This window comes from Bacillota bacterium (assembly GCA_012839765.1).
In the GTDB taxonomy this organism is placed as follows: Bacteria; Bacillota; Limnochordia; order DUMW01; family DUMW01; genus DUMW01.
The window spans coordinates 1-14,630 of record DUMW01000117.1 but is presented as its reverse complement, the minus strand read 5'-3'; the positions used below and the strand labels follow the sequence as shown (position 1 = coordinate 14,630).

At 53.3% G+C, this 14,630-nt stretch carries 13 protein-coding genes, 1 other RNA gene and 1 pseudogene; 12 read left to right on the top strand and 3 right to left on the bottom strand.

The features are described from left to right. Positions 1-190 precede the first annotated feature (190 nt). The 12 genes and pseudogenes from GXX57_11485 to secG all read left to right on the top strand — a co-directional run bounded on the left by GXX57_11485 (position 191) and on the right by secG (position 12,235). Positions 191-328, top strand: a complete 138-nt coding sequence (locus GXX57_11485) for a hypothetical protein (protein ID HHV45265.1) — start codon at positions 191-193, stop codon at positions 326-328. Positions 329-458: 130 nt separating this feature from the next. After that, positions 459-1,142, top strand: coding sequence for a hypothetical protein (locus GXX57_11480; protein ID HHV45264.1), 684 nt, complete (start codon positions 459-461; stop codon positions 1,140-1,142). A gap of 653 nt (positions 1,143-1,795) precedes the next feature. After that, positions 1,796-2,062: pseudogene (locus tag GXX57_11475) on the top strand (hypothetical protein). 1,419 nt (positions 2,063-3,481) lie between these two features. Then, on the top strand, positions 3,482-4,006 hold the full coding sequence (locus tag GXX57_11470; protein ID HHV45263.1) for a hypothetical protein: 525 nt from the start codon (positions 3,482-3,484) through the stop codon (positions 4,004-4,006). A 113-nt stretch (positions 4,007-4,119) separates the two neighbouring features. Further along, positions 4,120-4,707 carry a hydrolase gene (locus GXX57_11465; GenBank protein ID HHV45262.1) on the top strand — a complete coding sequence of 196 codons (588 nt, stop codon included), beginning with the start codon at positions 4,120-4,122 and terminating at the stop codon, positions 4,705-4,707. A 211-nt stretch (positions 4,708-4,918) separates the two neighbouring features. Then, positions 4,919-5,953 (top strand): hypothetical protein, encoded by a 1,035-nt coding sequence (locus GXX57_11460; protein HHV45261.1) that lies wholly within the window; start codon positions 4,919-4,921, stop codon positions 5,951-5,953. 54 nt (positions 5,954-6,007) lie between these two features. Next, a complete protein-coding gene (gap, locus tag GXX57_11455; protein ID HHV45260.1) occupies positions 6,008-7,012 on the top strand; it encodes a type I glyceraldehyde-3-phosphate dehydrogenase in 1,005 nt (334 codons plus the stop codon). Between the two features lie 56 nt (positions 7,013-7,068). Then, positions 7,069-8,253 (top strand): phosphoglycerate kinase, encoded by a 1,185-nt coding sequence (locus GXX57_11450; GenBank protein ID HHV45259.1) that lies wholly within the window; start codon positions 7,069-7,071, stop codon positions 8,251-8,253. 61 nt (positions 8,254-8,314) lie between these two features. Then, positions 8,315-9,082 (top strand): triose-phosphate isomerase, encoded by a 768-nt coding sequence (locus GXX57_11445; protein HHV45258.1) that lies wholly within the window; start codon positions 8,315-8,317, stop codon positions 9,080-9,082. 11 nt (positions 9,083-9,093) lie between these two features. Then, positions 9,094-10,638, top strand: coding sequence for a 2,3-bisphosphoglycerate-independent phosphoglycerate mutase (locus GXX57_11440; GenBank protein ID HHV45257.1), 1,545 nt, complete (start codon positions 9,094-9,096; stop codon positions 10,636-10,638). Next, positions 10,638-11,921 (top strand): phosphopyruvate hydratase, encoded by a 1,284-nt coding sequence (gene eno, locus GXX57_11435; GenBank protein ID HHV45256.1) that lies wholly within the window; start codon positions 10,638-10,640, stop codon positions 11,919-11,921. Before GXX57_11440 ends, eno begins: the two co-directional genes overlap by 1 nt. A 95-nt stretch (positions 11,922-12,016) precedes the next feature. Next, positions 12,017-12,235 carry a preprotein translocase subunit SecG gene (gene secG, locus GXX57_11430; GenBank protein HHV45255.1) on the top strand — a complete coding sequence of 73 codons (219 nt, stop codon included), beginning with the start codon at positions 12,017-12,019 and terminating at the stop codon, positions 12,233-12,235. On the opposite strand, the gene GXX57_11425 is transcribed toward secG, so the two are convergent. The 3 genes from GXX57_11425 to smpB all read right to left on the bottom strand — a co-directional run bounded on the left by GXX57_11425 (position 12,232) and on the right by smpB (position 14,345). Further along, complete coding sequence (locus GXX57_11425) at positions 12,232-13,422, bottom strand: MFS transporter (protein HHV45254.1); 1,191 nt, start codon at positions 13,420-13,422, stop codon at positions 12,232-12,234. The two genes, secG and GXX57_11425, sit on opposite strands and share 4 nt — an antisense overlap. 88 nt (positions 13,423-13,510) lie before the next feature. Continuing rightward, positions 13,511-13,865: a transfer-messenger RNA gene (gene ssrA / locus GXX57_11420) on the bottom strand. Between the two features lie 9 nt (positions 13,866-13,874). Next, positions 13,875-14,345, bottom strand: a complete 471-nt coding sequence (gene smpB / locus GXX57_11415; protein HHV45253.1) for an SsrA-binding protein SmpB — start codon at positions 14,343-14,345, stop codon at positions 13,875-13,877. Between the last annotated feature and the right edge of the window lie 285 nt (positions 14,346-14,630).

The following is a 14,630-nucleotide window of genomic DNA, read 5'->3' as shown; positions in this document are numbered from 1 at the left end:
CGGTGCTCTAGGGCTCCATAGGAACCGAAGTGAATCCTCCATCTGGAAAGCGAGATTGCCAGGGCTTGGCAGGAAGTCCTAAAACACTGGGAGGCATTCCAAAACCGACTGGAACGCCTTCCCAAAGATGATCCTGTTACCACCGTCACCCGGGATTAGTGGGTAATTCCGCTTCTGAGTCTACTGGGCTATGAGTTGGTTTACCCGGGCGGCCCAAGTGGAGGGCAAGACTTACGCGATCTCCCACTGGGCGGGATCGGATGAAGGAGCGCCACCAGTGCATGTGGTGGGTTGTGGTTATTCCTTGGACCGAGCTTTCCGACGATAGTCCTGATGTGGTACGGCAGAAATCCAAAGACTATCAGGAGTCACGCACCAACCTATGGCGCTAGTTTACTGCCTGTCATCTTTGGACTGCTGCCTTCTTTGCGCGTATTGGGATAGAAGACGGTCACAGTATGGTTCCGCTTACCGGTGACTTGCATGATTTCCTCGGCGGATTTGTAAACGAAAGACTCGTTGCGCGTGTCTGGCAAATGGCCGAAAAATACCGGTTCTTCCACTGGCGACTGGAGTTTCCGGAGGTATTTTCGCAAGGTGGCTTTGACGTACTACTCTGTAATCCTCCTTGGGAACGTATTGACCTGGAGGAAGAAGGATTTCTTAGGACGCGGGACAGGGAGATCGCTGATGTTCCTAATCAAGCAGCTCGGCGGAGGTCGATTGAGAACTTGCCCAGAACTAATCCCGCTTTTTGGGAGGAATATCGGGAGGCCAAGCACCTAGCAGAGGCGCAAAGCAAGTACTTTTCGAGAAGCGGACGCTATGCGCTTACTGCCCGTGGACGTATTAATACTTACAGTGTCTTTGCCGAGCTTTTTTGTCGGCTTCTTCGGGTCAGTGGCCGCGCTGGATTGGTATTGCCTACGGGTATTGCCACCGATAATAATAGCAAGACTCACTTTGCCCACTGGGTAGAGAGCGGGCGGTTAGTGAGCCTATGTGACTTTGAAAACCGAGAGGGTGTTTTTCCCGGAGTACATTGGAGTTACCGATTCGCCCTCGCGAACTGGGCCGGCCCGATGGTGTTTGCTTTACTAATGGCAAAGAAGTGTGGCTGCCCCTTTACGAGGCCAAGATGATCTGGCAGTTTGATCATCGGTTTGGGACATATAAGGGTGTGCCGGAGAATACCTCGAATACCCATCTTCCTACACCAGGCGAGGATGAGTATGCCGATCCAGATTACTTTGTCTTGCCGCGTTACTGGATAAGGGAAGAAGAAGCCGAGGCGCGACTCGAGCAACGTAGTCGCGACGGTACAAAGCCTGTGTGGAAGTGGGCGCGGGGGTGGCTGTTGGGGTTTAGGGACGTGACTAATGCCACCAATGAGCGTACTGCCATCTTCACTGTCGTGCCTCGGGTGGGGGTGGGAAACAAGATTCCGTTAATCCTGTTGAACGATGTCGGTGCGCTGAGAACAGTTTGTTTCATTGGGAACTCTAATAGTCTTGTGTTCGACTTTGTGACTCGCCAAAAAATCGGTGGTACATCTCTCAGCTATTTCATCTTCAAACAACTACCCGTTCTTCCGCTAGATGCCTATACCGCGTCGGATCTTTTGTTTATCGTGCCCCGAGTGCTGGAGCTAGTGTATACTGCCCGGGATCTGGAGCCTTTTGCACGGGATGTGTGGCAGAAGTGTCCGCGGGAGCTGCGGCAGGAGATTGTCCGCCGCTGGCAAGAGTGTTCGGGCGGAAGGATAACGGTGAATCCCGACGTTCAAAGGATTCCACCCTTCCGCTGGGATTCGGAACGGCGTGCTGTTATACGGGCAGAGCTTGACGCCTATTACGCTAAGCTTTACGGATTAACCCGGGAGGAACTGTGTTACATTCTCGACCCAAAGGATGTTTATGGACCCGACTTCCCAAGCGAGACCTTCCGCGTACTCAAAGAAAAGGAGAAGCGCGAGTATGGGGAATATCGGACTCGGAGGTTGGTTCTGGAGGCATGGGACTTGTTGGAGGCGAAGGGAGAGGCTCTCGAACGGTCATCTTGAGTGTTATAAGCCCGGTATTCGTAAGAAGGGAAATGTAAGCTTGTGGTTCGGCAGACAATACTTGCTCGGGTCGGGGCGTGTGCGTGGCGTTGAACCACTGCAGCGCATAAACCTGCAATCTCTTTCGTCATCGGAGATGACTCTATATGGACAGGACGGCAAATTCTATGTGGTCATGCCCGCTTGCGGTGGATTTCCCTATGTGTTAGTTCACTTTTATCCTACGGGGTATTGACGGGCTGTGGCTTTGTCGTCGATAGCTGTATAAGGGGGCCCTCTTGGAAGGGGCCCCTGTAAGTATCTGAGGGTCGTAATGGAGATATTTGGAGTTAACGAGTGAGTGGATGCAGGGCGAGGTGCTCGGGTCTAGTTTCTGCTCTGCGCCATCCTAATGTGGCTCCCAACGAGGAAGGAACAGCAGCAACCAATGGCTTTCGTAAGCTGGCGGCTTTGTGTCGGCAACGAGTATCCGATGGTCAGACCACAAGTTCTACGTTGGTCTGACATGAGGTAGGCTTTTTGTATGATTTTTCTCCAGAGACAAAAACTCACGGTAGTCGATAACCAGCGCAATTGACGCCGCACTTTACTCTGATTACCGGGCAGCTCAACGGAAAGCATGCCTTTGGTTAGAATATTCCATCGCTATCCTGCCGCGAAACAGGCAATGGATCGGATATACGCCTTGATACGGTTCACCTGGATAGGAGATGTTCCTATGTTAGGGAGAGAAGAGTTGTGGGTCCGATGGCGCAATAAGTGGGCTTCATCGGGGTTATTCCAAGGCCTCTTTGTGCTATCAGTTTCTTGGAGTCTTGTTTTGTTGGGTTCGGGAATAGTCTTCTACCAACCAATTCGTCGTGAACGTTGGCTTTTAGCCGTGTACTACGCACTACGTCAGTTGTCTGAACAAAACGCAGTGGTACATTTGGTTATCCTAGGTCTTACGAGAGTAAAGGATTGTTCCTTGTTAACTTGGTGGAGCCGATCCGTGTGCTCGGGTAGTGAAGTCTGTGGATCCAGGGACAACTCTGGCTACTCTTATCTGCCCAGGACATACTATGTGTACAACAGACCAAGCAGGTTTTCACCGGAAGTGAGTAAGATTGTCTCTGTAGACAACCATAGCAGGAGAGAGCCTCGCTTTCGTCCTGGCAACTGTACATGCACAAGTCAGAGAAAAGGATGTTGAACGTTGAACGTTGAAATGTTGAACTGGCATGTTGTTTTCTAATTGGTATGTTCTTCATTGCGGGTGGTCTAGCGATGCATGTGCTCAGATGGTCTTTTTCTCCGCCGAGTATAACACCCTACCATCGGAGGGCAAGGCCTAGGCCAACGTATAAAGTCTGGCCCTGCCCATGGGTGTTTCGTTCTATGCAAACGGTTTTCATCTATTCTCTGTAGGGGGTGTATCCTTTGATGGGACTGGCAGTCTCTACCACGCCGGCAGCTTTGTTTACGTTGATCTCTACGGTCTGCTTTATCATGATCGCCCAAGGCTACGACAAACGGGCAGGATTTCGACAGCGTCGAGGGGGGGTGGGCAGCGTGGTCTTTACCGTGGCGGTATTGGTCCTGGTGGGCATTCTGATGATCTATGCCACCCGGCCCACGAAGGTGACCTTTCTTGACACAGGACTCAAGCTCCATGGTATGTATGGCGTGCAGTACTCCTGGGAGGAGATCGAACAGGTAAAGTTACTTCAGGAATTGCCCACGATACGCACCCGGACCAATGGTTCTGCGGTAGGATCCCACCTGAAAGGCTATTTCCAGACCGCAGAATACGGTAAGGTGAAACTACTGGTGGACAGATCCAAGCCGCCCTTTATCTATCTGGAAGTAGACAATTCTATCGTTATCTTCAATGTGGGCACAGCCGAGGAGACGGAGGCCCTTTTTCAAGAGCTTAGCCAAAGGGTGGAGGCTGAGCGGACATAGGCCTTCCAGACTACTCTTTCTAAAACTGGGTTGTTCTTGACTGGGATTTGAATGGGTTTTTAGGAATGGTAAGATATAGGGGAAGAATAGGGATGCGGAAGGAAGGATGACAGATGGCGAAAGTGCCTAGTCGGGCAGAGGCCTATGAGCTTTTGACCCGCTACGTAAAAAGTGACAACCTCATTAACCACGCTTTGGCGGTAGAGGCGGTGATGGCTCATTTCGCCGAGCGTTTTGCACCGGATGAGGTGGAGAAGTGGCGGGTTATTGGTTTGGTGCATGATTTGGATTATGAACAGTATCCCGATGAACACTGCCAGCGGGTGAAGGGGATCCTGGAGGCCGAAGGGTGGCCGTCGGAGTACATCCGTGCGATCCAAAGCCACGGCTGGCAGATCTGCACCGATGTGGAACCGAAGGAGACCATGGAAAAGGTGTTGTACACCATTGATGAGCTAACAGGCCTAGTGGTGGCCACCGTGCTGATGCGACCCAGTAGGAGTATCTTGGATCTATCGGTAAGTTCCCTGAAAAAGAAATGGAAGCAGAAGAATTTCGCCGCTGGTGTGAACAGGGAAGTGGTGGAGGCGGGAGCGGAAATGTTGGGCATGGACTTAGATGAGATCTTTGCGGAGACCATAAAAGGGATGCAAAAGGCAGCAAAGGAGTTGGGTTTGGCCGGGGAAGCGGGGGATCTTTGATTGGCCAAAGATGGAGACTTGGAATATGGTAGAGGTGGTAGGACCTGGGTTTCTACCTACCTAGACAAACATCTTCCCCTCAGGTATAATTTACTAGGCGGCTTATTACACCGGTGGGACAGATTTAGGCCGCAGCGGGGCATGCTTTATCCCGGAGCCTGGTCCGAGGAGGAATATTGTAGCAGATACAGAGGTATTTGCTGGCTGACTTATGGAGAAAGTAGAAGTGCTGCAAACGGTTGTACCCGAAAGCCGGGAATTAATTGAACGACGGTATATCATCCTGAGGAATATCTATTTTTCCCAGCCGGTAGGGCGACGGGCCCTTGCGGCCAAACTAGACCTCAGTGAACGCACAATTCGGAGGGAAGTGGAGGTCCTGCGGCAACAGGGCCTGGTGGAGCCAGATCCCTTAGGGATGCAGTTGACCCCGGAAGGCGAAGCGGTCCTAGCTAGTCTCACGGAATTCCTCCATGATCTTTTGGGACTGGGGGAGTTGGAACGCAGCCTGGAGAAGTTGCTGAATCTGAAAGAAGTTATCGTGGTGCCGGGGGATTCGGACCGAGACGAGACCATCAAGAAGGAGATTGCCAAGGCCACCGCCCGTTTCTTACTCAAGCGGTTGCATGGTGGGCAAGTCTTGGTGGTGACCGGTGGGACAACCTTGGCAGAGGTGGCCCGCTACTTGCCGCCTTTGCAGGACAAGAAAGAGGTAGTGGTAGTGCCGGGGCGTGGCGGCCTAGGTGAGAATGTGGAGCTGCAAGCCAATACCATTGCCGCGGCCTTTGCCAACCACTTGGGAGGTACCTACCGGCTGCTGCATGTGCCCGATGACCTGGACCAAGAGGTGCTCTCCACCATTTGTAATGAGCCCAACGTCCGGGAGATTGTGGACCTGATCCGCTCTGCAGATATGGTCCTCCACGGGATCGGAACTGCCCAGGAGATGGCCCGCCGGCGCGCCCTCAGTGCTGAACAGAGAAAGAAACTGTTCGAGAGCGATGCCGTCGGGGAAGCCTTTGGTTACTATTTCAATAAGCAGGGCGAGATCGTCTATTCGGTGACCAGTGCCGGTTTGCATTATCACGATCTTGCCAATATTGGTCTTGTGGTGGCCGTAGGAGGCGGGCATACTAAAGCCGATGCGATTGTGGCGGTGCTGTCCCGCGGTTACCAAGATGTACTCATAACCGACGAAGGAGCTGCTCGCAAGATCCATGCCGGGTTAACCGGTAACGCGGGCTGATCCGATATACCTAAAGGAAGTTGGCAAGAAAGCTCAGGAAGGAGAGAGTGTCTGATGGCAATTAAAGTTGCGATTAATGGGTTTGGTCGAATTGGACGCAATGTGTTTAGAGGTGCATTCAGGGATCCTGAGATTGAGTTTGTAGCAATTAATGACCTGACCGATGCGAAGACCTTGGCCCATTTGCTGAAGTATGACTCGGTACATGGCGTTTTGGATGCAGAGGTTTCCGCCACCGATGATGCTATTGTTGTAGACGGGAAAGAGATCAAGATCTTTGCCGAAAGAGATCCGAAGGCGCTACCTTGGAAAGAGTTGGGCGTAGAGTATGTGATCGAGTCCACCGGTGTATTCCGGAAGAGAGATCAGGCCCAGTGGCACATTGACGCTGGTGCGAAGAAGGTCATCATTACCGCTCCGGCGAAGAACGAGGACCTGACCATTGTGATGGGTGTCAACGAGGATCAGTACGATCCGGCTAACCATCATGTGGTTTCCAACGCATCCTGTACCACCAACTGCTTGGCTCCTGTGGCCAAGGTGCTCCATGAGAACTTTGGGATCAAGCGGGGCTTCATGACCACCGTTCACTCCTATACCAATGACCAGCAGATCCTGGACCTGCCCCACAAGGACTTGCGCCGGGCTCGGGCTGCAGCCATGAGCATTATCCCCACCACCACCGGTGCCGCTGTGGCCGTTGGCTTGGTTCTGCCTGAACTGAAGGGTAAGCTTGATGGTTTCGCCATGCGGGTTCCCACTCCTGACGTATCCATCGTGGATCTGACCTGTGAACTGGAGAAACCGGCTACTGTTGAAGAGATTAACGCTGCTTTGAAGGCCGCGGCCGAAGGCCCCATGGCCGGCGTCCTGGCTTACACCGAGGAGCCCTTGGTTTCCATGGACTACCTTGGAAATCCCAATTCCAGCATTGTGGACGGCCAGTTGACCAACGTTATGGAAGGCAACTTCGCCAAGGTCGTGGCTTGGTACGACAATGAGTGGGGTTATTCCCTCCGGGTGATTGACCTTGTAAAATACATGGCATCCAAGGAGTAAGCTTGTTTCCCTGACCGGGTATCTTTACCCGGTCATTTCTTGCGGAGGTGATTGCGGTGCAGAAGATGAGTATTCGCGATATCGATGTGAAGAACAAGAAGGTTCTTGTCCGGGTGGACTTTAACGTACCGATGCAAGATGGTGAAATTACCGACGATACCCGGATTCAGGCTGCCTTACCTACGATCAATTATCTGATTGACCAGGGGGCAAAGGTGATTCTGTGTTCCCACCTGGGCCGTCCCAAGGGCAAAGTGACGGCGGAGTTTCGCCTGGATCCCGTGGCGAAACGGTTGAGTGAGCTTTTGAATCGGAACGTGGTGAAGGTTGACGACTGTATCGGCCCGGCAGTGGAAGAGGCCGTAGATAAAATGGAGCCCCAGGATGTCCTCCTTCTGGAGAATGTCCGGTTCTACGCGGAAGAGGAGAAGAATGATCCTGAATTTGCGAGAAAGTTGGCCAGCATCGCCGACATCTACGTAAATGACGCCTTTGGTGCCGCCCACCGGGCCCACGCTTCCACCGAGGGCGTGGCTAAGTACATTCCGGGCGTGGCCGGTTTCCTCATGGAGAAGGAACTCTCCGTGATGGGCAAAGCTTTGGAGAATCCCGAGCGGCCCTTTGTAGCCATTCTGGGTGGCGCGAAGGTGAAGGATAAGATTGGTGTGATCCGGAATCTGCTTTCGAAGGTGGATTCCCTGCTCATCGGCGGTGGCATGGCTTATACCTTCCTCAAGGCAAAGGGCTATGAGATTGGTAAGTCCCTACTGGATGAAGAGGGCCTTACGTTGGCCCAGGAGCTGATGGACCTGGCCGAAAGCAAGGGCGTAAAACTATTGCTGCCGGTGGATGTTGTGGTGGCGGAGCGGTTTGCCGCGGATAGCCCCCACAAGACGGTGGATGTGGACGCCATTCCTGCTGACTGGATGGGTCTGGATATTGGTCCCAAGACCCAGGCGGTTTTTGGGGATGTCATCAAGGAAGCCAAGACCGTGGTTTGGAATGGTCCCATGGGTGTATTCGAGATGGATGCCTTTGCCCAAGGTACCTTTGAGGTGGCCAAGGCCTTAGCCGAGTCTGATGCAGTGACCATCATCGGTGGTGGAGATTCCGCAGCGGCGGTGGAGAAAGCTGGTTTGGCGGAGAAAATCACCCATGTTTCCACCGGCGGAGGTGCGTCTTTAGAATTCCTAGAAGGGAAGGCGCTGCCTGGGGTGGAGGCGTTGATGGATCGGAAGTAGTCCGCACCCTCCACCCCTTGGTGGAGGGCTTAGATTTATCTTTGTTTGGGGGAAGTTGAGGATGCGGAAACCGATTATTGCGGGAAACTGGAAGATGAACGGCATTATTGCCGAAGCGGAACAGCTCAGCCGCCAGGTGGCGGAACAGACGGCCACGTACAATGAAGTGGAAGTGGTGGTCATTCCAGTTTTCACGGCCCTGACGAAGGTGTATGATGTGATTAAGGACACCCATGTAAGACTGGGTGCCCAGGATCTGTTCTGGGAGGAAAAGGGTGCCTATACCGGGGAAGTGTCCCCCAGCATGCTTCGGGATGTGGGTTGTGAGTATGTGGTGGTGGGCCATTCGGAACGGCGCCAGTATTTTCACGAGACCGATGAAGACGTGAACAAGAAGGTAAAGGCTGCTTTGTCTTACGGGTTAAAGCCGATTATGTGTATCGGAGAGACCCTGGAGCAGCGGGAGGCGGGTCTCACAGAACAAGTGGTCATCGGTCAATTGCAGGCCGGTCTGCGGGATGTGTCCACGGAGGAAGTGGAGAAGATCGTAGTGGCTTACGAGCCCGTTTGGGCCATTGGTACCGGTCGTACCGCCTCCGCGGAGGAGGCCAACCGGGTCATTGGATTAATTCGGAACACGGTGAAGAAACTATACTCCGAGGCTGTAGGTGAGGCTATCAGGATTCAATATGGTGGCAGTGTGAAGGACAGCAATGCAGACGAGATCATGCAGCAGCCGGAGATCGACGGTTGTCTGGTGGGTGGAGCCAGTCTGGATGCCACGGCCTTTACGGCCATTGTGGCGGCAGGTGCAAAGTCGGTGTGTTAAGGAGGAAGACAGTGGGTATGAGACCAGTGGCGCTGGTAATCCTGGATGGCTGGGGTTACAGCGAGATCAGCGAAGGTAACGCTGTGGCGCAGGCCAGGACGCCAAACATCGATGGATATTTCAGCAATTACCCCCATACCCTGTTACAGGCTTCGGGTCCCTGTGTGGGCCTGATGGAGGGTCAGATGGGGGATTCTAATGTGGGTCACTTGAATATTGGTGCGGGCCGGATCGTCTACCAGTACGTGGAGCGCATCAATGTGGCGATTAGAGACGGATCCTTTTTCAGCAACCCGGTGATCCTACAAGCCATGACCCATGCTAAAGAGCAGCAAAGACCGTTACATCTCATGGGCCTAGTGTCCCCAGGGGGCGTGCACAGCCACAGCAATCATCTGTATGCCTTGCTCCAACTGGCAAAGCAGCAGGGACTAAGGGAGGTATATGTCCACTGCTTCTTAGATGGGCGAGATGTGCCGCCCAAAAGCGCTGCGGAGTACGTGCAGGACTTGGTGGACAAAATTGGAGAAATCGGTGTGGGCAGAATTGCCACCATTTCCGGCCGGTACTATGCCATGGATCGGGACCGGCGCTGGGAACGGGTGCAAAAGGCCTATGACGCTTTGGTCCTGGGTGAGGGGCGCACTGCTACGGATCCGGTACAGGCGGTACGGGATGCCTATGCAGCCGGCGAGACCGATGAGTTTGTCATACCCACAGTGCTTACTTCCAACGGTGAGCCTACGGTGACCATAGACGAAAACGATGCGGTGATTTTCTTCAATTTCCGCAGTGACCGGGCGCGACAGCTAACCTATGCCTTTGTGCGGGAGGATTTTACCGGCTTTGAGCGGAAAAAATGGCCCCGGGTATTTTTCTGCAGCTTTACCCAGTATGCCGAGGATCTGGATATTCCCTACGCCTTTGATCCCGATGCACCGGAGAAGACCTTGGGCCAGGTGGTCAGTGAAGCAGGCTTGACCCAATTGCGCATTGCGGAAACGGAAAAGTATGCCCACGTGACCTTCTTCTTGAACGGCGGGCAGGAAGTGGAATTCCCCGGCGAAAGAAGGCGCTTGATTCCGTCGCCGAAGGTGGCTACCTATGATCTACAGCCGGAGATGAGCGCACCGGAGGTTACCGAGGCGGTGCTGGAAGAGATCGAAAAGGGTGTGGACCTTATCGTTTTGAATTTTGCCAACTTGGACATGGTGGGGCACACGGGAGTAATGGAGGCCGCGGTAAAGGCCGTTGAAGCGGTAGATGCGTGCCTGGGCAAGGTGGTACAAGGGGTCAGGGAGGCCGGAGGTTGTCTATTGGTAATTGCGGATCATGGCAACGCGGAGCAGATGATCGATTACGACACGGGCAAGCCCCATACCGCGCATACCAGCAACCCGGTGCCGGCAGTTTTGATTTGCGATGAGCTGAAGGATCAGGTTAAACTACGTTCGGGGATCCTTGCCGATGTGGCTCCCACTATTTTAGAGCTATTAGGGATAGAGAAGCCCGAGACCATGCTGGGCGAGTCTTTGATTGTGAAGGAGGCAGAATGATGAGCATTATTGATGGTGTAGTTGCAAGACAAATCTTGGATTCACGGGGTAACCCCACCGTGGAAGTGGAAGTGTATCTAGCCGATGGCAGTATGGGGCGTGCGGCGGTGCCCTCCGGAGCTTCCACCGGTGCCTTTGAGGCGGTGGAATTGCGGGACGGGGACAAGGACCAGTACCTGGGCAAAGGTGTACTTAAGGCTGTAAGCAATGTCAATGAGAAGATCGCTGAGGAACTGGTGGGCTGGGATGCCCTGGACCAGGTGGGGATTGACACCTTCTTATGTGAACTGGACGGTACCGAGAACAAGGGCAAGCTAGGGGCTAATGCCATCCTTGGTGTGTCCATGGCCGTAGCGAAGGCTGCCGCTAACTCCCTGGGACTGCCCCTTTACCGCTACCTGGGTGGTACCAACGCCAAAGTGCTTCCGGTTCCCATGATGAACATTCTTAACGGTGGACAGCATGCGGATAACAACGTGGACATCCAGGAGTTCATGATCATGCCCGTGGGTGCAAAGCGGTTCTCCGAGGCTTTGCGGATGGGCGCCGAAGTGTTCCACAGTCTGCGAAGTGTCCTGAAGGAGAAAGGCCTGAATACCGCGGTGGGCGATGAGGGTGGTTTTGCTCCCAATCTTAGTTCCAACGAAGAGGCCATTGAAGTGATCCTGGACGCCATTGAGCGGGTGGGTTATACCCCGGGTGAGGATGTCCTCATCGCTCTAGACGTAGCTTCCACTGAGATGTTTGCCGATGGCAAGTACAACTTCGAGGGCGAAGGCGTAGTCCGGACCCCCGAAGAGATGATCGCTTTCTACGAGTCCCTAGTGTCCAAGTATCCCATCATTTCCATCGAGGACCCCTTGAGCGAGGAAGAGTGGGATAGCTGGAAGGAAGCTACTGCTACCTTGGGCAAGAAGATCCAGATTGTCGGGGACGACTTGTTTGTGACCAACACTAAGCGGTTGGCCCGGGGTATTGAGTTGGGTGTGGCTAACTCCATCTTGGTGAAGGTGAACCAGATCGGCACCATCACCGAGACACTGAACGCGGTGGAAATGGCCAAGAAGGCCGGTTACACCGCAGTGATTTCCCACCGGTCCGGCGAGACCGAGGACGTCACCATCGCGGATATCGCGGTAGCCACCAACGCTGGCCAGATCAAGACCGGTGCACCGAGCCGTACCGATCGGGTTGCGAAGTACAACCAGCTTTTGCGGATCGAAGAGGAACTGGGCGATCTTGCCGAGTACAAAGGCAAGGATGCCTTCTACAACCTACGGTAGGGAAGGGCAAGCACAGGGTGCCGTCGACGGTGCCTTGTGCTTGTTTTCTTTGTTATGGTACGGTACAATAGGCCTTAGCGGAGGTGGTACAGGTGCTGTTAACGGTGCTTTATGTTTTGCAGGCGCTAATTTCCATAAGCCTAATCGTGGTCGTACTGCTGCAGCCTAGCGCCGGTGAAGGTCTCGGATCCATCGGCGGCGGTTCCCAGCTGTTTGCCCGGAAGAAAGGTTCTGTGGAGCTTCTGGAAAAGGCTACGAAAATCCTGGCAACGGGTCTTATGGTCCTGTCGGTGTTGATCGTCGTAATACTTTAGAGGTTTACTTCCTTAGGCGGGCTAGAGGAGCCCGCTTTTTTTGATCCCGGCAGTCGCAGACTCGTGACGGTGACCAAAAGCAGGACCAGGCAGGAAGTGGCCATGCCCACTAACATGCCCGCATAGTCGGAGATGGCACCAATGGCCGCCGGAATGAACATACCACCGAGGGAAGCACTGGTGATCAAAAGACCCGACACCGTTCCGGTAGCGTTCGGGAAAAGATCACTTCCCATGGCGATGACCGTGGGGAAAAGCCCCGCAAGGAAGAATCCCGTGAGCATGAATCCTGTGGTAACTAACAGTAGGGATGTACTGAAGATGGCTACGGTCAACGACAGGGCTGCTCCGCCGGTACAGAGGATGATGGTGCCTTTGTATCCCAGGCAGACACAGATGCGGCTACAGACCAGTCGTCCACCGGAAAGCCCGAGGTTATACAGGGCATGGACGATCGATGCGACGATGGGTGCCAGGCTGAAGGTATCGTTAAGGTATTTCTTCAGCCATCCCATGATCCCTTGGCTTACGCCTGTGTAGGCAAATATGGTAAGGGCCAAGATCCAGAAGACATAATGAACCAAGATCGGTTTGGCCACTTTAAGCTCCAGCCTCTTGCTTTCTTTATTGGAGACAGCCTTCGGGTAGACCAGGTAGAAAGAGGTGAACCCGTAGATGAGGGCACAGGTTGCGATGAGGATATACAGGACTCGCCAGTTATTGGTGGTGGAAAGATAAAACCCGGCCACCAAGGCCCCAAGGCAGGAACCGACGCCGAAGAAGGCGTGCAAGAGGTTCAAGGCCGCGCCCCGTTCCTCAGGATAGATGTCGGCGATCAGGGCGTTGACCGCAATGTCCAACAGGCCGTAACTGAGTCCAGCCACAAATATAAATAGAAGATGTACTAACCAACTGTGGGATAGTGCAAAACCGAGCATGCTGGTGGCTAGAAGCAGAGAACCGGCTACGATTAAGGGTTTGCGACCGTAGGAATCCGACAAGTTGCCTCCGAAAAAGACGGTGCATAGGCGACCTAAGGAGAGTAAAGTGAACAATGTGCCGGCAGTAGCCTGGGAGATCTCATACTCGGCGATCATAAAGGGTAAGGTAGGTCCCAAGACGTTCATCAAGACCCCTAGCAGCATCAAAGCCAGGTGAGCATTGCGAGTCAATATATTCCGTTCCATGACTATATCTCACTTTTCCTTATGTTTTTATGTACAATAATATCCATTGAAAAAAGCAAGGCCCTACGCCTTGCTTGATTATCGGGTTTGGTGGAGGTGAGCGGAATTGCACCGCTGTCCACAAGCAAAGCCACACCGGTCTCTACGAGCGTAGCCCTTATTTTAGCTTCGCCTGCGGTAACTCGTAAGGGCACGATTTACCGTAAGCTAGCCTTTGTGAATTTCCCCCAGTCTTAAAGGCGTGGGACCGGAGTAGCCTACATGCGATGACACCCTTCTTTGCACCCTGTAGGCGAAATGCAAAGGGGCGTGGCCGCTAATTAAGCAGCCAGAGCGTAATCTGCGTGATCGGCAGTTATTTTGGTTCCCGCTGTTTAACGAGGCACGGGACCTCGGCTCGCTACCGATGCACCTTCTGCCTGTGTCGAATCTAATACACCCCCACGGTGATGTTAAGTTTGCTGCCTCTCCTTCAAGGCCCGGGCGATTTGCCGCTGAGTATCGCGCTTGGCCAGGTCCTCACGCTTGTCATAACTGCGTTTACCTCGGGCCAAGGCCAACTCCACCTTGGCAAGGCCGCGGGTAAAATACATACGTAGAGGCACCAAGGTGTATCCCTTTTGCTGTGTCAGACCGACCAATCGGTTGATTTCTCGCCGATGAAGCAGCAACTTTCGCTTCCGTTTCGGTTCGTGATTGAATCGGTTCCCGTGATCGTAAGGGCTTATGTGACAATTATACAAGAAGACCTCGCCGTTTTCAACTCCCGCGTAGCTGTCGGTAAGATTTGCCCTTCCAAGCCGCAAAGACTTCACCTCGGTACCGGACAAGACAATGCCGGCTTCATAGGTTTCCTCGATATGATAATCGTGGCGCGCTTTGCGGTTTTCCGTAATAACTTTAATGGACTCTGGCTTTGCCAAAGGGATCACATCCTAGTTGTTTGCGACTTTCATCCATATTATATTCGGGACTGGACAGATAAGCAAATCCACACCACAGCCAGGTGCAAAGAATGGTGTCAATTGACAGTTGTCGGCGAAAGGGCCCCAAGCGGCGGGTAGCGCAATACTATCAATACTTTGCGCTTTCTGTTTGGTTGCAAAGATAAGACAACTTTGTTATACTGTTCTCATACCAAAGTGGGTTTCAACGGGTCAATTTGACATGGGTGCAGTACGGGCGCAAGTCGAATGACTTGATCAAGT

Coding starts and splice junctions, on each gene's coding strand:
- eno (HHV45256.1), top strand. CDS start 10,638: ATGAGCATTATTGATGGTGTAGTTGCAAGACAAATCTTGGATTCACGG.
- GXX57_11465 (HHV45262.1), top strand. CDS start 4,120: ATGGCGAAAGTGCCTAGTCGGGCAGAGGCCTATGAGCTTTTGACCCGC.
- GXX57_11485 (HHV45265.1), top strand. CDS start 191: ATGAGTTGGTTTACCCGGGCGGCCCAAGTGGAGGGCAAGACTTACGCG.
- gap (HHV45260.1), top strand. CDS start 6,008: ATGGCAATTAAAGTTGCGATTAATGGGTTTGGTCGAATTGGACGCAAT.
- GXX57_11445 (HHV45258.1), top strand. CDS start 8,315: ATGCGGAAACCGATTATTGCGGGAAACTGGAAGATGAACGGCATTATT.
- GXX57_11460 (HHV45261.1), top strand. CDS start 4,919: ATGGAGAAAGTAGAAGTGCTGCAAACGGTTGTACCCGAAAGCCGGGAA.
- GXX57_11480 (HHV45264.1), top strand. CDS start 459: ATGGTTCCGCTTACCGGTGACTTGCATGATTTCCTCGGCGGATTTGTA.
- GXX57_11425 (HHV45254.1), bottom strand. CDS start 13,422: ATGGAACGGAATATATTGACTCGCAATGCTCACCTGGCTTTGATGCTG.